The sequence below is a fragment of the Aestuariivirga sp. genome, assembly GCF_965227715.1.
Taxonomy (GTDB): domain Bacteria; phylum Pseudomonadota; class Alphaproteobacteria; order Rhizobiales; family Aestuariivirgaceae; genus Aestuariivirga.
Window position 1 is genome coordinate 4,045,358 of sequence record NZ_OZ245771.1, and the last position, 24,399, is coordinate 4,069,756.

At 63.0% G+C, this 24,399-nt stretch carries 27 protein-coding genes, 3 tRNA genes and 1 pseudogene; 15 read left to right on the top strand and 16 right to left on the bottom strand.

Translation table 11 applies throughout. The annotated features are described in order from the left end of the window. Positions 1–4 precede the first annotated feature (4 nt). The gene (locus tag ACO06F_RS19245) at positions 5–1,420 is read right to left on the bottom strand and encodes an arylsulfatase B (RefSeq protein WP_421694342.1); all 1,416 of its coding nucleotides are present in this window, start codon (positions 1,418–1,420) and stop codon (positions 5–7) included. Between the two features lie 10 nt (positions 1,421–1,430). After that, on the bottom strand, positions 1,431–1,850 hold the full coding sequence (locus tag ACO06F_RS19250; RefSeq protein ID WP_421694343.1) for a VOC family protein: 420 nt from the start codon (positions 1,848–1,850) through the stop codon (positions 1,431–1,433). Between the two features lie 44 nt (positions 1,851–1,894). Here ACO06F_RS19250 and ACO06F_RS19255 point away from each other — a divergent pair, with 44 nt between their 5' ends. The 9 genes from ACO06F_RS19255 (at position 1,895) to ACO06F_RS19295 (ending at position 6,494) form a co-directional block, all read left to right on the top strand. After that, positions 1,895–2,623, top strand: coding sequence for an SIR2 family NAD-dependent protein deacylase (locus tag ACO06F_RS19255; RefSeq protein ID WP_421694344.1), 729 nt, complete (start codon positions 1,895–1,897; stop codon positions 2,621–2,623). Positions 2,624–2,963: 340 nt separating this feature from the next. Beyond that, positions 2,964–3,545, top strand: a complete 582-nt coding sequence (locus tag ACO06F_RS19260; protein ID WP_421694345.1) for a cold-shock protein — start codon at positions 2,964–2,966, stop codon at positions 3,543–3,545. 41 nt (positions 3,546–3,586) lie between these two features. Further along, positions 3,587–4,060, top strand: coding sequence for a DUF192 domain-containing protein (locus ACO06F_RS19265; protein ID WP_421694346.1), 474 nt, complete (start codon positions 3,587–3,589; stop codon positions 4,058–4,060). A gap of 82 nt (positions 4,061–4,142) precedes the next feature. After that, positions 4,143–4,219 (top strand) — tRNA-Pro (locus ACO06F_RS19270). 40 nt (positions 4,220–4,259) lie between these two features. Continuing rightward, positions 4,260–4,568, top strand: coding sequence for an ETC complex I subunit (locus tag ACO06F_RS19275; protein WP_421694347.1), 309 nt, complete (start codon positions 4,260–4,262; stop codon positions 4,566–4,568). A 7-nt stretch (positions 4,569–4,575) separates the two neighbouring features. Further along, a tRNA-Arg gene (locus ACO06F_RS19280) sits at positions 4,576–4,653 on the top strand. 121 nt (positions 4,654–4,774) lie between these two features. Next, positions 4,775–5,377: a HupE/UreJ family protein gene (locus ACO06F_RS19285; RefSeq protein ID WP_421694348.1), complete on the top strand. Its 603-nt coding sequence runs from the start codon at positions 4,775–4,777 to the stop codon at positions 5,375–5,377. A gap of 179 nt (positions 5,378–5,556) precedes the next feature. After that, positions 5,557–6,006, top strand: coding sequence for a hypothetical protein (locus tag ACO06F_RS19290; protein ID WP_421694349.1), 450 nt, complete (start codon positions 5,557–5,559; stop codon positions 6,004–6,006). Between the two features lie 95 nt (positions 6,007–6,101). After that, on the top strand, positions 6,102–6,494 hold the full coding sequence (locus tag ACO06F_RS19295) for a rhodanese-like domain-containing protein (RefSeq protein ID WP_421694350.1): 393 nt from the start codon (positions 6,102–6,104) through the stop codon (positions 6,492–6,494). Positions 6,495–6,511: 17 nt separating this feature from the next. Here ACO06F_RS19295 and ACO06F_RS19300 read toward each other — a convergent pair whose 3' ends face one another. The 3 genes from ACO06F_RS19300 to ACO06F_RS19310 form a co-directional block, all read right to left on the bottom strand. Continuing rightward, positions 6,512–7,306, bottom strand: a complete 795-nt coding sequence (locus tag ACO06F_RS19300; RefSeq protein WP_421694351.1) for an inositol monophosphatase family protein — start codon at positions 7,304–7,306, stop codon at positions 6,512–6,514. An 84-nt stretch (positions 7,307–7,390) separates the two neighbouring features. Continuing rightward, a complete protein-coding gene (locus tag ACO06F_RS19305) occupies positions 7,391–8,035 on the bottom strand; it encodes an exopolysaccharide biosynthesis protein (protein ID WP_421694352.1) in 645 nt (214 codons plus the stop codon). Between the two features lie 65 nt (positions 8,036–8,100). Continuing rightward, complete coding sequence (locus ACO06F_RS19310) at positions 8,101–8,298, bottom strand: heavy-metal-associated domain-containing protein (protein WP_421694353.1); 198 nt, start codon at positions 8,296–8,298, stop codon at positions 8,101–8,103. Positions 8,299–8,440: 142 nt separating this feature from the next. Between ACO06F_RS19310 and ACO06F_RS19315 the strand changes: the two genes are divergently transcribed. Further along, positions 8,441–10,705 carry a heavy metal translocating P-type ATPase gene (locus ACO06F_RS19315; protein ID WP_421694354.1) on the top strand — a complete coding sequence of 755 codons (2,265 nt, stop codon included), beginning with the start codon at positions 8,441–8,443 and terminating at the stop codon, positions 10,703–10,705. Then, positions 10,702–11,154, top strand: coding sequence for a Cu(I)-responsive transcriptional regulator (cueR, locus tag ACO06F_RS19320; protein ID WP_421694355.1), 453 nt, complete (start codon positions 10,702–10,704; stop codon positions 11,152–11,154). Before ACO06F_RS19315 ends, cueR begins: the two co-directional genes overlap by 4 nt. 10 nt (positions 11,155–11,164) lie before the next feature. Here cueR and ACO06F_RS19325 read toward each other — a convergent pair whose 3' ends face one another. The 6 genes from ACO06F_RS19325 to ACO06F_RS19350 form a co-directional block, all read right to left on the bottom strand. Then, positions 11,165–11,371, bottom strand: a complete 207-nt coding sequence (locus tag ACO06F_RS19325; RefSeq protein WP_421694356.1) for a hypothetical protein — start codon at positions 11,369–11,371, stop codon at positions 11,165–11,167. Positions 11,372–11,963: 592 nt separating this feature from the next. Further along, the gene (locus ACO06F_RS19330) at positions 11,964–12,542 is read right to left on the bottom strand and encodes a hypothetical protein (protein ID WP_421694357.1); all 579 of its coding nucleotides are present in this window, start codon (positions 12,540–12,542) and stop codon (positions 11,964–11,966) included. A gap of 129 nt (positions 12,543–12,671) precedes the next feature. After that, positions 12,672–12,745, bottom strand: a tRNA-Gln gene (locus ACO06F_RS19335). A 175-nt stretch (positions 12,746–12,920) separates the two neighbouring features. Then, positions 12,921–13,283: a hypothetical protein gene (locus ACO06F_RS19340; protein WP_421694358.1), complete on the bottom strand. Its 363-nt coding sequence runs from the start codon at positions 13,281–13,283 to the stop codon at positions 12,921–12,923. Between the two features lie 186 nt (positions 13,284–13,469). After that, the gene (locus tag ACO06F_RS19345) at positions 13,470–15,353 is read right to left on the bottom strand and encodes an ATP-binding protein (RefSeq protein WP_421694359.1); all 1,884 of its coding nucleotides are present in this window, start codon (positions 15,351–15,353) and stop codon (positions 13,470–13,472) included. A gap of 12 nt (positions 15,354–15,365) precedes the next feature. Beyond that, a complete protein-coding gene (locus ACO06F_RS19350; RefSeq protein WP_421694360.1) occupies positions 15,366–16,217 on the bottom strand; it encodes a sensor histidine kinase in 852 nt (283 codons plus the stop codon). Between the two features lie 228 nt (positions 16,218–16,445). Between ACO06F_RS19350 and ACO06F_RS19355 the strand changes: the two genes are divergently transcribed. Then, on the top strand, positions 16,446–17,498 hold the full coding sequence (locus ACO06F_RS19355) for a Ppx/GppA phosphatase family protein (RefSeq protein WP_421694361.1): 1,053 nt from the start codon (positions 16,446–16,448) through the stop codon (positions 17,496–17,498). Further along, positions 17,495–18,196, top strand: coding sequence for an RlmE family RNA methyltransferase (locus tag ACO06F_RS19360; RefSeq protein WP_421694362.1), 702 nt, complete (start codon positions 17,495–17,497; stop codon positions 18,194–18,196). The genes ACO06F_RS19355 and ACO06F_RS19360 overlap by 4 nt, the downstream gene beginning before the upstream one ends. Positions 18,197–18,317: 121 nt before the next feature. Here ACO06F_RS19360 and ACO06F_RS19365 read toward each other — a convergent pair. The 5 genes and pseudogenes from ACO06F_RS19365 to ACO06F_RS19385 all read right to left on the bottom strand — a co-directional run. Continuing rightward, positions 18,318–19,034 (bottom strand): annotated as a pseudogene (locus ACO06F_RS19365) (sulfate/molybdate ABC transporter ATP-binding protein); the annotation flags it as partial. Positions 19,035–19,051: 17 nt separating this feature from the next. Next, complete coding sequence (gene cysW, locus ACO06F_RS19370; RefSeq protein ID WP_421696725.1) at positions 19,052–19,927, bottom strand: sulfate ABC transporter permease subunit CysW; 876 nt, start codon at positions 19,925–19,927, stop codon at positions 19,052–19,054. After that, positions 19,920–20,765 carry a sulfate ABC transporter permease subunit CysT gene (cysT, locus tag ACO06F_RS19375; protein WP_421694363.1) on the bottom strand — a complete coding sequence of 282 codons (846 nt, stop codon included), beginning with the start codon at positions 20,763–20,765 and terminating at the stop codon, positions 19,920–19,922. The genes cysW and cysT overlap by 8 nt, the downstream gene beginning before the upstream one ends. Further along, positions 20,765–21,718 (bottom strand): sulfate ABC transporter substrate-binding protein, encoded by a 954-nt coding sequence (locus tag ACO06F_RS19380; RefSeq protein WP_421696726.1) that lies wholly within the window; start codon positions 21,716–21,718, stop codon positions 20,765–20,767. The genes cysT and ACO06F_RS19380 overlap by 1 nt, the downstream gene beginning before the upstream one ends. 187 nt (positions 21,719–21,905) lie before the next feature. Then, positions 21,906–22,376, bottom strand: a complete 471-nt coding sequence (locus ACO06F_RS19385; protein WP_421694364.1) for an RrF2 family transcriptional regulator — start codon at positions 22,374–22,376, stop codon at positions 21,906–21,908. 125 nt (positions 22,377–22,501) lie between these two features. Between ACO06F_RS19385 and guaB the strand changes: the two genes are divergently transcribed. Together guaB and ACO06F_RS19395 are read left to right on the top strand one after the other, a co-directional pair. After that, positions 22,502–23,968, top strand: coding sequence for an IMP dehydrogenase (guaB, locus tag ACO06F_RS19390; protein ID WP_421694365.1), 1,467 nt, complete (start codon positions 22,502–22,504; stop codon positions 23,966–23,968). Between the two features lie 4 nt (positions 23,969–23,972). Beyond that, on the top strand, positions 23,973–24,398 hold the full coding sequence (locus ACO06F_RS19395) for an MAPEG family protein (RefSeq protein ID WP_421694366.1): 426 nt from the start codon (positions 23,973–23,975) through the stop codon (positions 24,396–24,398). Position 24,399: the final 1 nt, after the last annotated feature.

Here is a 24,399-nt window from a genome sequence, read left to right on the forward strand (position 1 = left end):
GGCCTCAGGGCCCCATCTCGTTGAACATGGTGGAGGGTTCGGCCGCAATCGGCGGAGCGCCGAAGGTGAGCTTGATCGCCTCCATGATGAGGAGCGGCGGCACCATCTGCTGTGACAGCGCGATCAGCCGCTCCTTGAGGGCTGCGACGCGCTTCGGGTTTTCCGCCGCGATATTTCTCGCCTCGCCCGGGTCCTTCGCGATGTTGAACAGCTCCACCTTGCCGGGAAGGCCCGCGGACCACACGAGCTTCATGTCACCTTCGCGGATGGCGCCACCGGTGGGATCGACATTATAGACCACCTCCTTCCGCGGCGTGGGCTTGCCCTCGCGGATCGACGGCCAGAGATCGATGCCGTCGAGCGGCTTGTTCTTTTCCAGCTTGGCACCGGCGATGGCGGCAAGTGTGGGATACATGTCGACCACATGCGCCATGCCCTCGATCACGCCGGGCTTGATGTGCCCCGGCCAGTCGATGAGGGCCGCAACGCGGGTGCCGCCTTCATAGAGCGTGCCCTTGCCCTCCCTGTAGGGGCCGTTGTCGGCGGGCAGCTTGTCACCCACCTTGGATTCGCCTGCGAAAAGCGCGGAGCGCACGCCGCCATTGTCGCTCTGGAACACGATCACCGTATTCTCGCGCATGCCCTTGGCCTCAAGCGCGGCGAGCACCAGCCCGATCGAGTCGTCCATGGCGCTTACCATGGCGGCATAGAGCTTCCGCTGCTCATCGGCGATCCCGGCATAGCGGGCGATGTCCTTCTCCGGCGCCTGGAAGGGCGAATGCGGGGCGGTGAAGGCGAGATAAAGGAACAGGGGCTTTTCGCCCGAGAGGCCGTTGATCAGCCGTGCGGCCTCTTCGCCGAACAGCGTGTTGTCATAGCCCGCCTCTTCAAGCGGCGTGTTGTCGCGATACCAGTCCTTCACGCCATGCGAGGCGTGCTTGAAATGGTCGATCTCGCCCACCAGCGCGCCATAGAAGTGATCGAAGCCGCGCTGCCTGGGCCAGTATTCGCGCTTGCCATGGCCCAGGTGCCACTTGCCGATGAGGGCCGTCTCATAGCCGCGGTCTTTGAGCATTTGTGGCAGGAGATATTCATCGGTCGCGAGGCCATAGCTGCCGCCCGACGGGATGACGCCGGTCTGCAGGCCATAGCGGAAGGGATAGCGCCCGGTCATCAACGCTGCACGGGTGGGCGTGCACATGGGCTGGGCATAGAACTGGTTGAAGCGCGCGCCCTGCTTTGCCAAAGCATCGAGCATCGGACTCTGGATGTCGGAGCCGTGGAAGCCCACGTCCTTCCACCCCAGATCGTCAGCCACGATATAGACGATGTTGGGCGGCTCTTTCGCCGCCGCCGCTGCCGGCAGGGCAGGGACGGCAAAGAGGGACGCCAGCACCAGGACGAAGAGCGCGCGCATCATGAACGTAATCCTACCAGCTGCCGGTGTTCTGCATCGAGGCCCAGGGCTCGGCCACGGGCAGCGCATCGCCCTTCTGCAGGAGCTCGATCGAAATTCCGTCCGGCGTCTTCACAAAGGCCATGCGGCCGTCGCGCGGGGGGCGGTTGATGGTGATGCCGTGCTTCTGGAGATTGGAGCAATAATCGTAGATATTGTCGACGCCCAGGGCCAGATGGCCGAAGTTGCGGCCACCCGTATAGACTTCCGGATCCCAGTTGTAGGTGAGCTCGACGGGTGCATCCGGGCTTTCGGGGGCGGCGACGAAGGCGAGGGTGTAGCGGCCCTTCTCGTTTTCGTAGCGGCGCTGCTCGACGAAGCCCAGTTTGTTGATGAAGAAGTCGAGAGACTGCTCCAGGTTGGAAACGCGGATCATGGTGTGGAGATATTTCATGGTGTCACCTCTTGAATGAGACAGACATAGAAGACCTGGCAGGCATGGTCCAGCGCGCCCGGCGCGCAGTGGTCTTTACCGGGGCGGGGATCTCCACCGAATGCGGCATACCGGACTTTCGTTCACCCGGCGGCTTCTGGACGAGATACAAGCCCATCGAATTCAGCGCCTTCCTCGCCTCGCCGGACACCAGGCTCGAAGCCTGGCGGCGCTTCCTGATGATCCGCGAGACGATTGCCCGTGCCGAACCTGGGGAAAGCCACAAGGCCGTCGCTTCCCTCGTGGCGCGCGGGCATGTGTCCCATGTGATCACCCAGAACATCGATGGCCTGCATCTGACTTCGGGGGTTCCGGCGGAGCAGATCATCGAGATCCACGGCAATGGCACCTATGCGAAATGCCTCTCCTGCGGGCTTCGCCATGAACTCTCCTGGGTGGCAGAGGACATCGCCGCGAAAGCTCGGGCTCCGCATTGCGTGAGCTGCGGCGGCATCGTCAAATCGGCCACCATCTCCTTCGGGCAGGCGATGCCCGAGCAGGACATGGCGGATGCGCGTGCGGCAACGCTGAATGCCGATCTCTTCATTGCGATTGGATCTTCGCTGCAGGTGTTTCCGGCGGCGGGCTTTCCCGTGCTGGCGAAGCAGAACCGGACGCCGCTCGTCATCCTCAACCGCGAGGAGACGGGTCTCGACGGGCTGGCGGACCTCGTGATCCACGCCGACAGCGCGCCGGTGCTGCGCGCCGTGATGGCGCAGATCGATTCGGGCTGAAAAACGAATCAATGTGCTGAAGGCGTGGCACGGCTGCCGCAATCCGGCGCGGAGTCTGGGTTGCGGAAAGCAGTGCGTCCGCCGAAAGCGTACAAGCTTTCGCCTTTGCAGCAAAACACCTGCGATTGTGCAAAGAGCGGCAATTGCATCGTGTTTCATGGGTGTTGGACTGCAAAGCGCGTGGCCTTTCTGCCACATCCCGGATGATAGCGAATTGCGACCTCCGGTTTTCCACACGAGGCCGCCAGCGCGGACTGTACAAACCCTTTGGATTTGAGCAGATTGGGGCGGAACGGCGGCAGGACTTGGATTTGGCCGCACCGGGGACAGAGTTGGTGACATGACGGTGAGCGGCGAATTCAAGGGCGAGACGGGTCCAACACTGAATGACGCGCCTGAGAACAATATTCGCATTGTGCAGGTCAGCGGGCTGGTCAAGTGGTTCGACGTCGGCCGCGGTTATGGCTTCATCATTCCGGACAACGGCATGCAGGATGTTCTCCTGCATCTGAGCTGCCTGAAGCGTGACGGTTTCGACGCGCCGCTCGAAGGCACCCGCATTATCTGCGAGGCGGTGGCGCGCCAGAAGGGCTATCAGTGCCTGCGCGTGCTGACGGTCGACAGTTCGACGGCCATCAACCCGGTGGAACGCCGCCCGCGCACCCACACCAATGTGACGCCGTCGAGCGCCTGGATCCGGGCCAAGGTCAAATGGTTCAACCGGGCCCGTGGCTTCGGCTTCGCCTCTGAAGGCGAAGGTGCGCCGGATATTTTCATCCACATGGAAACCCTGCGCAAGACGGCCATTGCCGATCTGCTGCCGGACACCTGGATCTATGTGCGCTTCGGGGATGGGCCGAAGGGCAAGATGGCGGCCGAAGTGCGGCTCTCGCTCGAAGGCGGCCCCGCCCACACGCAATAGGCCATCGTTTCGCAACATTTCGGCGGGAAGGATCGGGACCCATGCTCCGCTATGCCCTCACCCTGGTCATCTTTGCCTTGCTCGCTCTGTCTCCTGCACCGGTGTGGGCAGACGAGGCAGCACCCCTCACCAAGATCGAGCCGCTGACCATCGCGACCGAAAACGATGCCACCATGTTCACGGTGGAAATCGCCGATACCGAGCAATCGCGCGAGCGCGGGCTGATGTTCCGCCAGCGCCTGCCGGAAAACCGCGGCATGCTGTTCGACTTCGGCGAACCGCGCCCGGTGTCGATGTGGATGAAGAACACCTACATCCCCCTCGACATGCTGTTCATCCGGGCCGATGGCACCATTGCCTATATCGCCGAGAACACCGTGCCCAAATCGCTCGACACGGTAGGGATCACCGAGCCCGTGCTGGGTGTGCTGGAGCTTGCCGGGGGCACCACCAAGAAGCTCGGCATCCGGTCTGGCGACAAGGTTTATCACCGGCTCTTCGGCACCGCGCAATAGAGTGCCTCCCGGCCTCAGCCTGAGCCTTGCCCCGGGCAGGGCTTATCGGATATGAGGCACATCTGATCGGAAGGCCCGGTATCGGGGTGTAGCGCAGTCTGGTAGCGCACCTGCCTTGGGCGCAGGGGGTCGTCAGTTCGAATCTGGCCACCCCGACCACGGCCTTTCCGCCAGTGACGCGAAAACGAGAAGAGAGCCCATGCCCGTCCGCATCTTCAAGCCCTCCCGCAATGCCATGCAATCCGGCAAGGCGAAGTATGATCAGTGGCTCTTGCAGTTCGAAGCACGGGAGCCCCGCACGGTGGACCCGCTGATGGGCTGGACCTCGTCTGCCGACACCCGCCAGCAATTGACCCTGAGCTTCGACACCAAGGAAGAAGCCATCGCCTATTGCGAACGCGAAGGCCTGGCCTTCACCGTGCTGCCCGAAGCCCCGGCGGCGAAATTCATCAAGAAATCCTATTCCGACAATTTCAAGTTCGGCCGGTCCACCAACTGGACCCACTGACGGCAAAGACTCCGTAGCTCAGCTGGACTAGAGCAAGTGCCTTCTAAGCACTAGGTCGTTGGTTCGAATCCAACCGGGGTCGCCATTCGCGAAACTCACGTCTCCCCTCAGCTGCGGTGCCTTCCCGACTTCGCGCGGGGCCGGTAGTCTGCTGCCAGCCATACGTGGTGCAATGGTGCACCCGGCAAGAGCAACAGGAGCGGCACATGGCAAGATATTCAATTCGGGCACTTTCGTTTGCAGGGGCGATGCTGGTGATGACGGGGCTGGCCCATGCCCACACGGGGGCGGGTGATGCATCGGGGTTCGTGCATGGCTTCTCGCATCCTTTCAGCGGGCTTGACCATATCCTCGCCATGGTAGCGGTGGGCCTCTATGCCGCGCAGCGCGGCGGCCGGGCCCTGTGGCTGGTGCCGCTGGCCTTCGTGGGCATGATGGCGGTGGGCGGCGTGCTGGGGGTTTATGGCGTGAACCTTCCCCTGGTCGAGCTTGGCATTGCGGCTTCCGTGATCGTGCTGGGTGCGGCGGTTGCCTTCGAGGTGCGGCTCCCCACGGCGGCGGCGCTGGGGCTTGTGGGCTTCTTCGCCATATTCCACGGCCATGCCCATGGCGCGGAAATGCCAGCGGATGCGGCGGGCCTCAGCTTTGCGGCGGGCTTCATGATCGCCACCGCCATGCTCCATGGCCTGGGCGTCGGGCTGGGCCTTGCCACCGGTTCTCTGGCCCATGGGCGGTTTGACAGGGTGGTGCGCTATACGGGCGGCGCCATGTCTCTGGCGGGCATTGGCATTCTGGCCGGGGTTCTCTGACAGGGGCGGGGGGCGCGGTTCCCGCCGGAATCCCGCGCCCCCAGCTGCCGGGAACAAAACCTCCTTATGTGCACTTTGAGGCTTACTGCCGGGGTTGACTCTTGGGCATTGAACCCAACCCCTTGTTCTTGCTAAGAAGAGCCGTGGGGCGGCAGTAAGTAAGTGTTTGAGGACGTCCCATGAAGCTTGTCGAAGTCGTCATTCTCGTCGGCTCGCAGTGCCTGAGCCCGCTCCAGCACGGCGACGGCATCACGGATGCCGGCAAGGTGCACTGTGCCGTGCTGATCCGCCAGGATGCTGAGACCGGCGATATTGAAATCATCCCCCGTTCCGCCGCGACCGACCCCGATGTGATCGCCATGCTGGTGAAGCCGCGCGCCGCTGATGCGCCGGACGATGTGACGGGGAGCCTCACCGTCCCCAGAGCCGTGCCGCGCATGGCCGCGATGCAGGTGTTGCCTGCCGGTGACGAGGAGGTTGACGTGGCGGTGCCAACGCCAAAGCCCGATCCCGCACCCCGCAAGCGCGTGAGTTCGGCGCGGAGGACGGATGCCTGCGGGTCCTATCGCGCCGTCTGGTACACCAACAAATCCGGCCACCGGAAATATCGCTGCGTGAAGGCCAGCTGATCTTCCGCATTCCGCCTGCGGTGAACCCTCATGCAAGAACGTGCTTTGTCTTGAACGGAGCAGGGGCATAGCCTGAGGCTTCCAGGGAGGATGCCATGGCAACCAGTGTGAAGCAGATGATGGAAGAGGCGAATGCCGCCGTGCCGCGGATCAGCCAGGACGAGGCCCGCGCGCTGATCGGCAAGGGCGCCCTCATCCTCGATGTGCGCGATGCGCCGGAAGTGGAAAAGAGCGGCAAGGTGGAAGGGGCACTGCATGTCTCGCGCGGCATGCTGGAATTCCGCGCCGACCCTGAGTCACCCTATCACGACAAGAAGTTCGACCGCGCGCGGCCCATCATCGTCTATTGCGCCTCGGGCGGCCGTTCCGCCCTTGCCGGGCGGACGCTGAAACAGCTGGGCTATGAAGCCGTCTATAATCTCGGGGCCTTCAAGGATTGGGCCGAAGCGGGCGGTGCGATCGAGAAGCCCATCGAACCCGGCATGTGACGGACGCGCCTTGACGATCAGGCCGCGCGCGCCTTGCTCAGCGCATCCTTGAACTGGGGCAGGAGATCGGCGTTGGTGGCCAGGATGTTGCCGGTTTCCATCGGGTTCTTGTCCGAGTCGGGATCGGCGATGAAGCCGCCCGCCTCGCGCACCAGCAGGATGCCTGCAGCCATGTCCCATGAATTGATGTTGCGGCAGACCATGGCATCGAAGCGGCCGCCCGCCACATAGGCGAGGGAAAGGGCCGCCGAGCCCGTGCCGCGGATGCCGATGACGCGGGCCTGCAGCACGGAGATTTCCGCCCTGGACAGGGGCAGTTCCTTGCCGCCGCGATGGGGCGTCTCGTAGCTCACAAGCGATTCATGGATGTCCCGGCGCTGGGCCACGCGCAGGCGCTTGTTGTTGAGGAAGGCGCCGCCGCCCTTTTCGGCCGAATACATTTCATCGGTGATCGGGTTGTAGGTGATCGCCGCCACGAGCTCGTTCTTGCGCTCGAGCGCAATGGTGATCGCAAAGAAGGGCACGGAGTGCATGAAGTTGGTGGTGCCGTCGATCGGGTCGATGATGAAGCGGTGATCGGGGTCCGTGCCCGGGACGGCACCTGTTTCCTCGGTCAGGAAGGAATAGCCGGGGCGTACCTTGGCCAGCTCTTCGCGCAGGATCTTGTCGCAGCGCTTGTCCGCCGCGGTCACGTAATCGCCGGGGCCCTTCTGGGAGACCTGGAGATTGGCGAGCTCGCCATAGTCACGCTGCAGCGTCCGGGCCGCCTTGCGGACGGCGGCGGTCATCACGGTCAGAACGGGAGAGGACAAGGGGGAATTCCTTCGGTCAGCAAAGCGGGATGAGGCCCGATAGCAGGATTGGCCGGAGAGGGGAAGCTTGGCCGCGCAGGAAGCCTACATGCCGAACAGGGCCCGGAAAAAGGCGACGACCCCGACATAGAGGGCTGATGACACGGCTGCGAGGATGGCGGTCGAGGCCAGCGCCAATGCATAGCCCACGGCAACGGCAAGCCCGTCCCGCTCCGCCAGGCCCAGCGCCAGGCAGGCAATGGCGGCGGCGGGGGGAATATTGCCGAAGGGAATGGGCAGGAACAGGATCAGCGCCAGGGGAAAGGCGACGAGGCCGAGGACGCGCTCGGCCACGTCCGAGGTGACGAGAAAGCCCAGGCGCGGCTTCAGGATGCGTTCGAGCCTGGCCATGATGGGCGTGACCCGGCTCACGAAGCGCTCCAGCATCTCGCGCGAGATCCGCCGGTCCCGCACCAGCTTGGGAAGCCACAGCGAATGCCGCCCAACCAGCACCTGCCAGGTGAGGATGACCAGCGGCAGGCCCAGAATGGCAGAGGTTCCCGGCGGCATGGGAAGCGCGTTCGGCACCGCGAAGATGAACATCAGGGCGCCGAAAGCCCGATCCCCGAGGGAATCGGCCAGTTGCCCAATGGTCATGTCCTCCCGGGTGTCGATGGAGCGGATGATGTCGGACAGCCGGTGTGGCTTTTGCGGCCCGCTCTTCTCTTCGCCAAGATCATTCTGCGTCACGTGTTCTTTGGTTCCCTTCGCCCATCCCGGCTGCCAGCCAACACTAGACGGGAGAGCCCCAGGCCTCAACCCGCCGCAGCGTTCGGATAGCCCGCGTCATCCAGGGCCTTGGAAACAACTGCTGCTGGCAGATTGGTCTCCACGGCAAGACTTTTGGCGGCCAGATCAACCTTCACCTCGGCCGCGGCATCGAGATCCTTGATCGCGCGTGTGACAGTTGCAACGCAGTGGCCGCAGGTCATGTCCGGTACGGTGAATTTCATTGGCGAGTCTCCTTCACGATGTGCCTGCCCCGAGAGATGGAGCTTGCCAACGTGGGAAGGTCAAGAGCCCTTCGTCTTGAAAAGGCCGCTTGACCCTCCCATCGTTGGAAGGTCCATAAGCGGTACGCATGAGGGCCGCAGCATGAATCAGATGATCCCAGCTTCCAGGCGTTTCGATCTTGGTATCGACGGTATGACCTGTGCCTCCTGCGTTCGGCGCGTGGAGAAGGCCATTGCGGCGGTGCCGGGCGTTTCTTCGGCCTCCGTCAACCTCGCCACGGAGCGGGCGAGCATCGTGGCAAAGGCGGGGATGCCGCTCCAGCCCATCGAGGCGGCGATCCGCAAGGCCGGCTATGCGCCGCGCCAAATCGCAGCCGAAGCGCATCAGGCGGCGAAGGACGAGGAGTACCGCAGGCTCCGGCGCGACTTCTGGATCGCCGCGGTGTTCACCCTGCCGTTGTTTGTGCTGGAAATGGGGGCGCATCTGGTCCCAGCCCTTGCACACCGGCTGCATGGGGTTGACCGCTTCTCGCTCTATGTCTTTTACTTTGTGCTGGCGAGCGTGGTGCAGTTCGGGCCCGGTCTTCGCTTTTATGTGAAGGGCATTCCCGCGCTGCTGCGGCTTTCGCCTGACATGAACTCGCTGGTGGTGCTGGGCTCCACAGCGGCCTGGGGCTATTCGGTGGTCGCGACCTTCTGGCCTGGCCTGCTGCCCGCGGGAACGGCCAATGTTTATTATGAAGCCTCGGCGGTGATCGTGACGCTGATCCTGCTTGGGCGGCTTCTTGAGGCGCGGGCCAAGGGGCGCACCAGTGCGGCGGTGGCAAAGCTCGCGGGGCTTCAGGCCAAGACCGCACGCGTGGAGCGGAACGGTGCGATGACCGATGTGCCGCTGGCCGATGTGGTGGTGGGCGACATCGTGCAGGTGCGGCCGGGCGACAGGCTGCCGGTTGACGGCGTGGTCGTCTCAGGCCGTTCCTATGTCGACCAGTCGATGATCACCGGTGAGCCGGTGCCCGTCGAGAAGGGCCAGGGCAATGAGGTCGTGGGCGGCACCATCAACAAGACGGGGAGCTTCACCTATCGCGCCACCAAGGTGGGCGCTGATACGCTGCTGGCGCAGATCATCCGCATGGTGGAGGAGGCGCAAGGCGCCAAGCTGCCGATCCAGACGCTGGTGGACCGCATCACCTCCTGGTTCGTGCCCGCAGTGATGGGCGTTGCCGCACTGACCTTTCTGGCGTGGCTCGTCTTCGGTCCGGAACCGGCCTTGACCTTTGGCCTGGTCAATGCCGTGGCCGTCCTCATCATCGCATGCCCCTGCGCCATGGGGCTGGCGACACCCACCTCCATCATGGTGGGCACCGGCCGCGCGGCGGAGCTGGGTGTGCTGTTCCGCAAGGGCGAGGCGCTGCAGAGCCTGCGCGACGTTCAGATCATCGCCGTCGACAAGACCGGCACGCTGACGGAAGGGCGGCCGCAGCTCACCGACTTCGAGGTGGCGGGCGGCATGGAGGCCGATCACGTGCTGGCGCTGGCCGCGGCGGTGGAAGCAAATTCCGAGCATCCGATCGCTACTGCGATCCTCGCCGCTGCAAAGGGCAGGGGGCTGATCGTTCCCGAAGTGAATGGATTTGACGCCGTGCCGGGCTACGGTGCCACGGGCCGCATCAATGGCATGGAAGTGGCCGTGGGGGCTGATCGCTACATGGCGAAGCTCAGGCTTGATGTGTCCGCGTTCTCCAGCAGTGCGGAACGGCTGGCGCGGGAGGGCAAGACGCCGCTCTATGTGGCGGTGGGGGGCCAGCTTGCCGCGATCATCGCCGTCGCGGACCCGGTGAAGCAGACGGCGGCCGCGGCGGTTAGCGCCCTTCACGCCATGGGCCTCAAGTTTGCCATGATCACCGGTGACAACCTCCGCACGGCGGAGGCGATTGCGGCAGAGCTTGGCATTGACGAGGTGGTGGCGGAGGTGCTGCCCGAGGGCAAGGTGGAGGCGATCCGCCGCCTCAAATCCACAGGCCAGCGCGTGGCCTTCGTGGGCGACGGCATCAATGATGCGCCGGCGCTGGCCGCGGCCGATGTGGGGATCGCCATCGGCACCGGAACGGACATTGCGATCGAAAGCGCTGATGTGGTGCTGATGTCGGGTGACATGATGGGCGTTCCCAACGCCATTGGCCTGTCGCGGGCGGTGATCCGCAACATCAAGGAAAACCTGTTCTGGGCCTTCGCCTATAATGTGCTGCTAATCCCTGTGGCGGCGGGCGCACTCTACCCGGTGAACGGCACGCTGCTCTCGCCCATGATCGGGGCGGGGGCCATGGCGCTCTCCAGCGTTTTCGTGGTCACCAACGCGTTGAGGCTCCGGCGTTACCGGCCACTTTTCCAGGAGGCACAGCCATGAACATCGGCGATGCAGCAGCGGCCTCCGGCGTATCCGCCAAGATGATCCGCTATTACGAGCAGGCGGGCCTCATTGCGCGGCCGCAGCGGACGGCGTCCGGCTATCGCATCTATGCGGAGAGCGACATTCATGCGCTGCGCTTCATCAGGCGCGCGCGCGACTTAGGCTTCACCGTGGAGCAGATCGCAACGCTCATGGAACTCTGGCGTGACCGCACGCGGGCGAGCAGTGACGTGAAGCGCATCGCCCTTCAGCATGTGGACGTACTCGAAGCCAAGATGCGCGAGATCCAGTCCATGGCAAAAGCGCTGAAGCATCTGGCCCGCACCTGCCACGGCGACGGAAGGCCCGATTGCCCCATTCTCGATGAGCTTTCGCAGGATGGCCTGTCCGCCGCCGATCACCAGGGCGCCCACCACCTCGGTAAGGGTTTCGACAGGCTGCGCTGAGGCCTGCACCTCACGCGGGCGGCACGGCGCCGGGGTGGCTTGGGGCTGCGCGGTCCCTTGTCTCCAGCGCCTGCCTCAGAAGGGCAGGCGGTAACGATTGCAGTACCCGCAGCCGGCTGTCCTCCGGAAGGCGGGTCAGCTGATCCAGTGTGATCAGCTCGTTGAAGGCGTGGCCCACGTCTTCGTGGAACGCCTCATTGCAGAGGATTGTGGTCATGCGATCTCCGGCGCGCTGGCGCTGAGAACGATTGTAGACTGAATCTGCTGCCGGATGCACGGGGAGTTGGGAAGTCTCCGTGGGTGTGGTTGACGAAGTGACAAGACAATCTGCGGAATGAAGGCGAAGCGTATGCTTCAACGGAACATGGGGGTAAACTTCTGCAAGGTGCGAAGGTTGGCTGGGGGACTAGGATTCGAACCTAAACTAGCGGAGTCAGAGTCCCGCCTCAGACAGTGGATGGTTGTAGCGCATACTTGATATTGATGATTTTTCGGGGATTGAGTCGCCCGAAATCGCCAATAAGTGTTCCTTGCTGCTTACACGGCGCTCACACAGTCTCCATGGTCAGACTGACGGAAACACGGGCAACCAGGCTGCAATCGCCAGCCTCCGGAGCGTCTTTCGAATGGTGCAGCGAGGTGAAGTGCTTCGGGGTGCGCCCAGCGCCGGCGACACCGAAAGCCTCGAGGAGGCCAAGGTCGCTTTCCGGGCGAAGTTTAATGCCTGGCTCACATGGGCGAAGGAGTTGCAGCACGCGGTCACGTGGCATCAGGGGCTGGGGAAGGTGGAGTGAGGCACTCCAACTTCGTCATCGCTTCTTTTCTGCGGCTTTCAGTCCGTGCCATTTGGAAGTGAATTCCTCGCGGCGTCGGACAATCTCGTCCCATACGAAGTCATGAAAACAAAAAGGATAATGGTCTTGATTGTGCGCTCCCCCTGGAGTCCACACCAAGTTCTTGCCTTGAAGCATAGCGACGTTTGAGGCGTAAGCCCAACCGTAGAATGTGGGAGAGCCCGCTTCCAGGGCCCCAATTAGTACCCTGATTTCTTCCCTGGACAGATGATCCAGTGACTTGAGGATTCTGGCATTCCTTACTGTTCGCTCTGCTTCTTCTTCCTGCCTGCGGACCTGACGACGAACAGAAAGGGTCTTGGCCTTTCGAGCCTGACGTACGGGTTCCAAGAGGTGGTTTACTGCCCCGACGACGACGATGGTACATGATAGTACCGAGACAATAGCCAGAACGGGGAAACCGTACGGACCGAGTTGCCCAAGGTCTAAGAACCTCACATACACCATGATGAGCAGCACGGTGCTGGCGACAGCAATCGGGATCGTATGGCGCAAAGGCCATCGAAGAACATCAAGCCATTTCGCGTCGAACAAGCGTCCTCCTTCTCAAGATAACCTTCCAAAACTGTCTGTGCCGACTTCCGTGCGGCGCTGTTCGCGTTCCGTGTCGTTTCTGTCCGACTTGTCTGAGAAGCTTAAGCTTTGAAAATAAAAGGAAAAAATTGGCTGGGGGACTAGGATTCGAACCTAGACTAGCGGAGTCAGAGTCCGCGGTCCTACCGTTAGACGATCCCCCATTAAATCAACAACTTAGCTCGGATTAACCTGTACCGGGGTACAGGGCCTGCTGGTCATTGCTTCAACGGTCATGCGTTTGTGCCGCGCTCCAATAGCATAGTGGACGACCATTGCAAGGCTCATCCCGGCGTTGGCGGAACGTCCGGGGGCGCTGGGGCGCCGCCCGGGGGCTGGTCAGTTGGCTTTGGTCAGGGTCCAGCAGGTGACGACCTTGCTGTTGGGTTTCATGTGCGAATAGCAGGCGTCCATCCGGTCCGGTGCGGGGAGGGTGAAGGCGTATTGGCCGTCGTCATCCAGCATGACGCCGCCCTTGCCGTCCGGCTGGAGGGATCCGATCAGCACTTCGGACTTATCCATGGCCGTCATCTGGCCGGAGAAGAGAGGACCCTTCTGCTGGCTGATCGTGTAGGTGAATTCGATCTGCTTTTCGCCAAAGGTGATTTCGCCATCGGACTTGCGGTAAGGCGTGTCACCAATGTGGACCGCGATGGCGGAGCCCTTCCAGACACCGACTAAATTCGGTTCATCGGCAGCCACAGCACTGGCTGCTGCCGCAGGCAGGAGCAGAGCCAGTAGCCCTGTTCTGAATAATATCGATTTCATAATATGTTTCATAATGTGTCCTCCACATTGCCCTGGGTGTTCTGCCGCCGGTTTCGCGGGCGGAGGTTAGGCTTGCTGGGAGAAACAGCCAGTGAATTCGTCGGGGCGTATCTTGCCCGTTCAACTTCGGATCTGGCGGATCAGGCTTGCGAGGCTTTGGCGATCTTCACCGTTCGGCATGGGAGGGCTGCCGGCTGCTGACGCCTGAGCGGACAGGGTGCGGCGCAGTGAGCCAGACGGGCTCTCGGCCGTGTTCTGCTGGCCGAAGGCGGCCTGCTGGGGAATATCGAAGATCGAGCCTTCGGGGGCGAAGCTCTGCGCGCGCCAGCGCAGCACGATGTCCTGCAGATAACCGTCTTCCGGCATCTCACGCGCCCAGGCATCGGTGAAGGAGGCGGTGTTGCTCATCGGCCATTCCTCCTGCGGAAGCGGGTCGAATTTCAGGCGGGTGGGGAGCGCCACGCCTTCACCAAAGGTGATCGCCTCGCCCGTGCCCATGGTGGGCATGAAATCGAGAAGGCTGCTGGCGGCATCCGAGACGCCCGCCCGCAGGATTGCCTGGTCGCGCTCGTTCGACAGGCGCATGGCGAAGATGGTGTTGCACTGGGACAGGATGGTGGCATCGAGTTCCGCCGGGCGCTGGGAGACGATGCACAGGGAAATCCCGTATTTCCGGCCCTCCTTGGCGATGCGGGAGATGGAGCGCTTGGTGGGCTCGAAGCCCAGGGTCTTGTCCACCGGCACATAGCGGTGGGCCTCTTCGCAGATGAAGGTGATGGGGATCCGCCCCGCACTCCACACGCCGAAATCAAAGGCGAGGCGGGCCAGGACCGAGACCACCACATTGACGATTTCGGAGGGAAGGCCACCCAGCTCCAGAATGGCGATGGGCTTGCCATTGACCGGAATGCGGAACAGCCGCGCCAGGATCTGGGACATGGTGTCCTGCACGGTGAGCGAGCCGAACATGAAGGCATAGCGGGAGTCGCGATTGATCGCCTCCAGCCTGGCCTTCAGGCGCTTGTAGGGGGCGAGTTCGCCGCGCAGGTCCAGCTTGCCCGTATGCTCGTCGATGATGCCGATCAGATCCGACGAGCGGTAGGGGACGGGGGTGTCGACGCCCACCGAGGTTGGCTCCACCGGATCGCGCGTGCGCTGCAGGCCGGGCCGCTCGCGCCGCTGATTGTTCATGTAGCGCAGCTTGGCGATGGGGATCAGTTCGCGCAGCACCTCGACATCGGTTTCGCGGTTTGGCTGCTGGCCAATCAGGATTTCGACGATCTCCTCGAAATTCAGGAGCCAGAAGGGCAGGTTCATGTTGGCGGGGCTGATGATCTCCGCCATGTCCTTGAAGGCGTGCGCATACTCCCGGTGGACGTCGAGCAGCAGCACGTGGCCTTGCGGGTTCTTCTCGAGGATGCGCCGCAGCAGCAGTGCCACGGTGCAGGATTTACCGGTGCCGGTGGTGCCGAGAATGGCAAAATGCTTGCCCAGGAGATCATCAATCTTGACCATGGCCGGAATGGCCTCATCCTGCGCGATGTGGCCAACGCGGATCGCCGAATCCGTATCATAGGCATAGGCTTTTTCGAGCTCGGATTTGGAGGCGCGGTAGACCACATCGCCGAGCGATGGATAGCTCGAAACTCCGCGGCGGAAGGAGGTGGGTTCTCCGTTCTCATCCTTCGAGAGCTCACCCAGGAACTCGACCTCGATGATGCGAAGCTCGGGGTCATCCAGCGAGTGGCTGGGCATCGGCGATGACAAGGCCGAGACGATGCAGAGCGAAATCGCACGATCCGTATCGACCCGGAGGAGCGTTCCGATTTCGGGCGTCTTTCCGGATGGGTCGCTGTCATCCGCGTCAACGAGGAGGACGGCGTGAGCACCAGTCACCGCCACGATGCGGCCGACGCGGTCTCTCTGGAGATTCGGCTTCGGGGCCGGAACCCGAATCGGAGAGGAAAGCGGCGCGAGAAACATGGGCAGGTCCTGTGGGGTCATCTTGTCCAATTCTCAATGAAGTTGAGGGTCATGGCCGTGAGGCCGAGCGAGGGGGAGACTGATGGTGATGCGCGTGCCGGAACCCTTTTCCGACTGGACGATCAGATCTCCGCCATGGAGCTTGGTCAGGCTCAGGGCGATGGGAAGCCCGAGCCCGGTGCCTTCATGGCGCTTGTTGAAGGCGGAATCGACCTGGCCGAAGGGCCTCAGCGCGGTTTCGACCTCCTGGGGGGACATGCCGATCCCCGTGTCCTCCACGCTGATGAGGGCGTAGCCGGGCGATGACACGGTGGCTGCGACCTTCACCTTGCCGCTGTCAGGCGTGAACTTCACCGCATTGCCCAGAAGATTGATGAGGATCTGCTTCAGCCGCAGCGGATCGGCCATCAGCAAGGGCAGGCTGTCCGGGCGGGCGCAGCTGACGGAGATGTTCTTTTCCCGCGCCTTTGCTTCCACGATCAGCAGGCAGGAGGACAGGATGGGCCCCAGATCGATAGGCTCGCGCTCGACCGACAGCTTGCCGGCCTGGATCTTCGAGACGTCCAGAATGCCGTTGATCAGTTCCAGCAGGTGTTCGGCCGCCTGGCTGATGTAGCCCGTGTATTGATGGACCTTCTCGGGCCCGGTCGCCGTGCCGGTGTGGATCATCTCCGAAAAGCCGATGATGGCGTTGAGCGGCGTCCGGAGCTCATGGCTCATATTGGCGATGAACTCGGACTTGGCCTTGGAGGCAAGCTCCGCATCCACCTTGGCCGCCCTGAGCGCGATCGACTGCTTTTTCTGGGTGAGGCCAATGCCCAGATGATCGGAATACTCACCGATCAGCGAGCCTTCCTTGAACCATTTGGGACCGAACGAACGCATAACTCATCCACACATGTTATGCCTCCATATACAGAGAGAGCTCTCAACTTCAGGTTAACTCACACCCCCAGTTTCGATGGGATTATTACTTTGTGACGCACCCTCGAACCTGTTACATTCGGCATAACGCAATGATTGCAGGACGGCCGCCGCCCCTCCGGGTTCTTTCCGTCGAGTACCGGCCGCCGTTGAAAGGTTTAGGACGTGGATGCGACCAGCAGGCCGGGGATGAACCGGTCACGGCGCAAGCCGGCGGCCGGTGCTCAGCATGCCCGGAAACCGCCTGCCTCGCGCGAGCAGCCGCCGGGTGGCCTTTATGGGGCGCTCGATCTCGGCACCAACAACTGCCGCCTTCTCATCGCCACGCCCAATGCGCATGGTTTTGCGGTGGTGGACGCGTTTTCCCGCATCGTCCGCCTTGGCGAGCAGCTGGCCCAGACGGGCCGGCTGAGTGAAGATGCGATGAGCCGCACCATTGATGCGCTCCGGGTCTGTGCCAACAAATTACGCTGGCGGAGTGTGGAGCGGGTGCGGCTGGTGGCAACCGAAGCCTGCCGCATGGCCGAGAACGGCCCCGACTTCATCAGCCGCGTGAAGCAGGAAACCGGACTCGCGCTGGAAATCATCGACCGGGAAACGGAAGCAGGCCTTGCGGCCGTGGGTGCCGAACCGCTGGTTGACCTTGAGGCTGAAACCGCACTCGTCTTCGACATCGGTGGCGGCAGCACGGAAGTTCTCTGGATGCGCCGCAACGGCGCCCGCTTCGAGACGGTGGCCTGGACCTCGCTTGCGGCCGGCGTGGTGACCATTTCCGAGCGCTTTGGGGGCGGGGTGGATGTGACGCCCAGTTCCTTTGCCGCGATGCGCGATCATCTGCGGCCGATGCTTGTTGAATTCGCCGCACAGGTTTCGGCGGCAAATGGCGGGCTTCCGCCGGTGCCGTCGCATCTCCTCGGCACCTCCGGCACGGTCACGACCATTGCCGGCGTGCAGCTGGGGCTTGCGCGGTATGACCGGTCACGCGTCGATGGCTGCTGGCTCACCAGCGAGGACATTGGCGCGGTGACGAACCGGCTCCTGCATCTGACCTATGAGCAGCGCGCCGCCAACCCCTGCATCGGCCGCGAACGGGCGGATCTGGTGCTGGCGGGCTGTGCCATTCTGGAGGAAATCAGGCTGGCCTTTCCGGCCGAGCGCATCCGCGTGGCGGATCGCGGGCTTCGCGAAGGTATTCTCACCATGCTGATGAAGGAAGACGGAACTTATGGGAGGGCCGTATGACCCGTCCGGGTAGTGGCAACAAGCCGGGCACACGCCTCAAGGTGCGCGTGAAGACCGGCAAGGGGCGCACGGTGTCCCAGAAAATCTGGCTCGAGCGCCAGCTCAACGATCCCTATGTGCACGAAGCCAAGAAGCTGGGCTACCGCTCACGCGCGGCCTTCAAGCTGACGGAGATTGACGACAAGTATAAATTCCTGAGAACCGGCGGCCGCATTGTTGATCTGGGCGCTGCCCCCGGCGGCTGGAGCCAGGTGGCGGTCAAGCGGGTGAAGGCGGAAGAAGGCAAGGGCAAGGTCATCGCCATCGACATGCATGGCATGGAGCCCCTCTCCGCCGTCACCATCTTCAAGAAGGATTTCCTGGAGGAAGACGCGCCAGCGCTGCTGATCGAGGCACTGGGCGGCGAGAAGGCCGATTGCGTGCTCTCCGACATGGCTGCCCATGCGACGGGCCACCGCCAGACCGACCACATCAACATCATGACGCTTGCCGAGGCCGGCTACGAGTTTGCCAAGCAGGTGCTGCGGCCCGGCGGGACCTACCTCGCCAAGGTGCTGCGCGGCGGCACGGAAGGCGAAATGCTGAAGATGATGAAGAAGGATTTCACCAGCGTGCGCCATGTGAAGCCAATGGCCAGCCGGGATGATTCCGCCGAACTCTTCGTGCTCGCCATGGGCTTCAGGGGCGGGAAGGGCTAGTTTCGTCAGTCGGCTGACGGTCTCGCTCGGGGCAGGACCCGCTCCTTTACCGCCGCACAACCACCTGCGGCTTTGGCCATTCGCGGCCCTTGTCCGGGCCGTGGGCGCGGGCGATGCCTTCGATGAAGCTGTCGACGAAGGGGGTTGCGGGCCGAGCGATGATGTCTTCCGCGGTTCCCACCTGTTCAATGCGCCCCTTGTCGAGAATGGCGATGCGGTCCGCCAGCTCGAAGGCTTCGTCCTGGTCATGGGTGACGAACAGGGTGGTGTGGCCGGTGCGCTGGTGCAGTTCCTTCAGCCACTTGCGCAGATCCTTGCGCACCCTGGCATCGAGCGCGCCGAAAGGTTCGTCCAGCAGCAGCACGCGGGGCTCGATGGCGAGAGCGCGGGCCAGTGCCACGCGCTGGCGCTGGCCGCCGGAGAGCTGTGCGGGATAGCGGCCTTCCAGCCCATCGAGCTGCACGAGGTTCAGGAGCTCGAGCACCTTGGACCGGATCATCACTTCAGACGGCCTGGTCAGCCGCGGCCTGGCACGCAGTCCGAAGGCAATGTTGTCGAACACCTTCATGTGCCGGAACAGCGCATAGTGCTGGAACACGAAGCCGATGCGGCGTTCGCGGAGGCTCAGGCCATTGGCATCGAGATCGCCGAAGAACACATGCCCTGAATCCTGCTGCTCCAGCCCTGCGATGGTGCGCAGCAAGGTGGTTTTGCCGGATCCCGACGGACCGAGCAATGCCACCAGTTCGCCACCGGCAATATCAAGCGAGACATCGCGAAGTGCCGGGTAGCGCCCGAAATTCTTTTCGAGGTTGCGTACGCTGACGGGGACGGACATGGGCAGTCTCCTGATGGTCAATGCCGGCGGCGCTCGGCGGCGAGTTCGCCGGCGAAGCGCCATTCCAGCAGGCTCTTGGCGAGAAGGGTGAACAGGGCAAGCCCTGCAAGCAATGTGGCCACGGCAAAGGCGCCTACAAAGTTATACTCGTTGTAGAGGATCTCGATGTGGAGCGGCATGGTGTTGGTGAGGCCGCGGATGTGGCCCGAGACCACGGAGACGGCGCCGAACTCTCCCATCGCCCGCGCGTTGCAGAGCAGCACGCCATAAAGCAGTGCCCACTTCACATTGGGGAGCGTCACCTTGAAAAACGTGTGCCAGCCGGAGGCGCCCAGCGTCATCGCGGCTTCTTCCTCGGCTGTTCCCTGAGACTGCATCAGCGGGATGAGCTCTCGCGCCACGAAGGGGAAGGTGACGAGCACCGTTGCAAGAACGATCCCCGGCACGGCGAAGATGATGTGAATGTCATGCGCGGTGAGCCATGGCCCGAGCCAGCCCTGCGCGCCGAACAGCAGCACATAGACCAGACCCGAAATGACGGGCGAGATCGAGAAGGGCAGGTCGATCAATGTCAGCAGCAGGTTCTTGCCGCGGAACTCGAACTTGGCAATGGCCCATGAGGCCGAGAGGCCCACAGCGGCGTTGAACGGCACGGCAATGGCCGCCACCAGAAGGGTGAGGCGGATCGCCGCCAGCGTGTCCGGATCCTGGAAGGCTTCGAGGAAGACTTCGGAGCCTTTGCGAAACGCTTCCACGAAGACGATGACCAGCGGCAGAAACAGGATCGCTGCGAGAAACAGCGCGGCAATCGCGATCAGCACGAATCTCGTCAGCGTGGTTTCGCTGGTGGCGCGTTCGGGCGCATAGGGGCGGGGGAGGACAGCGTCAGACATTGCCATAGCGCGCGCGGCTCCAGCCCTGAACGGCGTTGATGAGGAAGAGCATGGCGAAGGAAATCGCCAGCATCAGCGTGGCGATGACCGTTGCTCCGCCATAGTCGAACTCCTCGAGCTTGATGACGATGAGCAGCGGGGCAATCTCGGAGACCAATGGAATGTTGCCGGCAATGAAGATGACGGAGCCATATTCACCAACGCCCCGCGCGAAGGCCAGCGCGAAGCCGGTGAGGAGGGCCGGATAGACATGGGGAAGCACCACCTGGAAGACGGTGCGCAGGCGGCTCGCACCCAGCAGCGCAGAGGCCTCCTCGATTTCGGTTTCGACCTCTTCAAGGACGGGCTGCACGGTGCGCACCACGAAGGGAAGGCCAATGAAGGTGAGCGCCAGGACGATGCCGATGGGCGTATAGGCAATCTTGAGGCCGATGCTTTGCGCAATCGCGCCGATGGGGCCGTTCGGCGCGTAAATGGCCGCCATGGCGATGCCTGCGACGGCCGTGGGCAGTGCAAAGGGCAGATCGACCGCGGCATCGATGATGCGGCGGCCCGGAAAGCGGTAGCGCACCAGCACCCAGGCGATCAGCAGCCCGAACACCGTGTTGATGATCGCCGCGGCCAGCGCGGCGCCGAAGGACAGGCGCAAGGCGGCCAGCGTGCGCTCGTCCGTGGCGATGCGCATGAATTCCGAGGGGCCGATTGAGGCCGCGCGCAGCACCAGGGCGGCGAGCGGCAGCAGCACGATCAGGCTGAGGGCGGCCAGCGTAAAGCCGAGCGCCAGCCCGAAACCGGGAAGGGCGCTCGGCTGCCGCAGGGAGGACGGCAGAAACGTCATCAGTTGGTCGGGCGGTAGATCTGGTCGAAGACGCCGCCGTCAGCAAAGAACTCCTTCTGCGCCTTGGGCCAGCCGCCGAAGTCCTTGTCGATGGTCACCAGCTCGATCTTGGGGAAGCGGGCGAGATCGACCGGATCAGCGGAGGAGGGATCAACCGGGCGGAAGTAATGCTTGGCCGCAAGCTTCTGGCCTTCGGGCGAATAGAGGTATTTGAGATAGGCCTCGGCCACATCCAGGTTGCCCTTGGGCTTGGCGTTTCCTTCGACCACGGCCACCGGCGGCTCAGCCTTGATGGAGAGCGACGGGATCACGATGTCGAAATTGTCCTTGCCGAATTCCTCCTGCACCAGGAAGGCTTCGTTCTCCCAGCTGATCAGCACGTCACCAATGCCGCGCTGGGCGAAGGTGGTGGTGGAGCCGCGGGCGCCGGTATCGAGAACGGGAACGTTGCGATAGAGATCGGCCACCCATTCCTTCACCTTGGTCTCGTCACCGCCCAGTGCCTTTTCGGCATAGGCCCAGGCTGCGAGATAGTTCCAGCGGGCGCCGCCGGAGGTCTTGGGGTTCGGCGTGATCACCTGCACGCCCTGCTTCACCAGATCGTTCCAGTCCTTGATGCCCTTGGGATTGCCCTTGCGCACCAGGAAGACGATGGTGGAGGTGTAGGGGGCGGAATTGTTGGGCAGCTTGGTGGCCCAATCCTTCGGAACCTTGTCGGTCTTGTTGGCGATCTGGTCGATGTCACCGGCCAGTGCCAGCGTCACCACATCGGCCTCCAGTCCGTCGATCACGGCGCGGGCCTGCTTGCCGGAGCCGCCATGGGACTGCTGGATGGTCACCACCTCGCCCGTCTTGGCCTTCCAGTCGGCGGCGAAGGCTTCGTTGACGGCCTTGTAGAACTCCCGCGTCGGATCATAGGACACATTGAGCAGGGTGCGATCGGCCAGGGCCATGGTGGCGGTACCGGCCAGAACCAGAATGGCGGCGGCACCGGAAATCAGTCGGCGGCGGAAGGGGTTAAGCATCACGAGCATCTCCTGTCTGCGTATGCCCCCTATTGTCTACGGAATTAGTCGTGAATCAAGCCCCAAAGCACGTCGACCTTTTAGTTTTTCTCAAGTATCTGAAAAGAAAACCTGTTTAGACAGCGCCCGGCAGGGGCTCGAGGGCAGCGGTACTCCCATGGGGCGTAGAATCCGACTGTTTCATCACATCGGCGAGCGACAGCGTCTCGAGTTTCCGAAGATAGTCGTCATAGGCGCGGGCGAAGGCCAGGCGCAATTCGCAGCTTGCTTCATCCCGGCAGTCGTCGCAGCGGCGGTAGGCCGTTCGGGACAGGCAGGGCAGAGGTGCGATGGGACCATCGACCGAGCGCAGCATGGGGCCGATGAAGATCTTGTCTGCCGGCCGCAGCAGCTCATAGCCGCCATCCCGGCCGCGGCGGCTGGAGATATAGCCCGCGGCCTTGAGAGACAGGAGGATCTGCTCCAGAAACTTGCGCGGCAGCTTTTCCTGTTCGCACAGCTGGCGGATCTGCAGGCCTTCGCCCGGTTTCGCCCGGGCGAGGGCGACGACGGCCTTGAAGGCATAGCGGGCACGTTGTGAGATCATGCCGCCAGAGATAGTCGTCAACCGGGGGTATTTGCAAGAGCGCCCCTTGCTCCCGCCGGTGCACGGGTGTTAAGGACAGCCGCCAATCTTCGCTTCCGTTCATCTGTGCTTCAAGAGGTTGGCCCATGCCACGCCATATCCCCGAATATCTCACCTTCGACGACGTGCTGATGAAGCCGGGCGCATCCTCCGTGCTGCCGGCCCAGGTGAAGACGGGGACCAGGCTCACCAAATCGCTGAAACTGTCGATTCCCATCATTTCCGCGGCCATGGACACAGTCACCGAGGCGCGGCTTGCCATCGCCATGGCGCAGGCCGGGGGCTTGGGGATCATCCACAAGAACCTGGAGCCGGCCGAGCAGGCCGAGCATGTGCGCCAGGTGAAGCGCTTCGAATCAGGGATGGTGGTGAACCCGATCACCATCGCCCCCGATGCCACTTTGGGTGACGTTCTGGCGCTGAAAGAGCGGCACAGGATTTCCGGCATTCCCGTGGTCGATGCCAGCGGCAAGCTTTGCGGCATCATTACCAACCGGGACGTCCGCTTCGCCACGGACCTCAACATGAAGGTGGCGGATCTGATGACCAATCAGAACCTCGTCACCGTCAAGACGGGTGTGGACCGCACCGAGGCCCGGCGGCTTCTCCACAAATACCGGATCGAGAAGCTGATCGTGGTGGACGACGACTACAAATGCGTGGGTCTCATCACCGTCAATGACATGGAAAAGGCAGCCGACCATCCGCTTGCCGCCAAGGATGAGCATGAGCGGCTGCTGGTGGGTGCGGCCACCGGCACGGGCGATGCCGGCTTCGAGCGCGCCGCCCTGCTCGTCGATGCCGGGGTTGACCTGATCGTGGTCGATACGGCGCATGGCCACTCGGCCAATGTCATTTCACAGGTGACCCGCCTCAAGGCGCTGTCCAACAAGGTGCAGATCGTGGCGGGCAATGTGGCGACCTCCGAAGCGGTGAAGGCCTTGATCGATGCCGGGGCGGATGCGGTGAAGATCGGCATTGGGCCCGGCTCCATATGCACCACGCGCGTGGTGGCCGGTGTGGGCGTTCCGCAGCTCTCTGCCATCATGGATTGCGCCGAAGAGGGTGCGAAGCAGGATGTGCCGGTGATTGCCGATGGCGGCATCAAGCTCTCGGGCGATCTTGCCAAGGCGCTGGCCGCCGGCGCCGAGGTCGCGATGGTGGGCTCGCTTCTGGCCGGCACGGATGAAAGCCCGGGCGAGGTCTATCTTTACAATGGCCGCAGCTACAAGGCCTACCGCGGCATGGGCTCGGTGGGCGCCATGTCCCGTGGCTCTGCCGACCGTTACTTCCAGCAGGAGGTGAAGGACAGCCTGAAGCTGGTGCCGGAGGGGATTGAGGGGCAGGTGCCCTACAAGGGTCCGGTCGGGGCCGTGCTGCATCAGCTCGTGGGGGGCTTGCGCGCCGCCATGGGCTATGTGGGCGCCGAGGATCTGGCGGAGCTTCGCGAACGTGTGCAATTCATCCGCATCACCTCTGCCGGCATGCGTGAAAGCCACGTGCATGACGTGATGATCACGCGCGAAGCGCCGAACTATCAAGGGCAGGGGTGACAACATGACCATCGTTCAATGGCTGCTGCTCCCCGCCTTCGTTCATGTCGCCTGGATCCTGGTGATTGGCATCCGCATGGGCCGCGCCCGCTTCAAGGCGGCCAAAGCCGGCCAGGTGCGGATCAAGGATGTGGCTCTGGACAACTCGCGCTGGCCGGACGAGGTCCGAAAGTTCTCCAACAATTACGACAACCAGTTTCAGCTTCCGGTTCTGTTCTACGGACTTCTGCCGCTTCTCGTGCTGCTGGTGAAGGTTGATTGGGTGAGCGTGGTGCTGGCCTGGGCCTTCGTCGCCAGCCGCATCCTCCACAGCCTGATTCACACCGGTGACAATCAGATGATCCGCCGCTTCCAGGCCTTTGTGGCAGGTTTCATCATCATCGGCGTCATGTGGGGCTGGTTTGCAGTTCGTCTTTACGTGACCGGCTAGA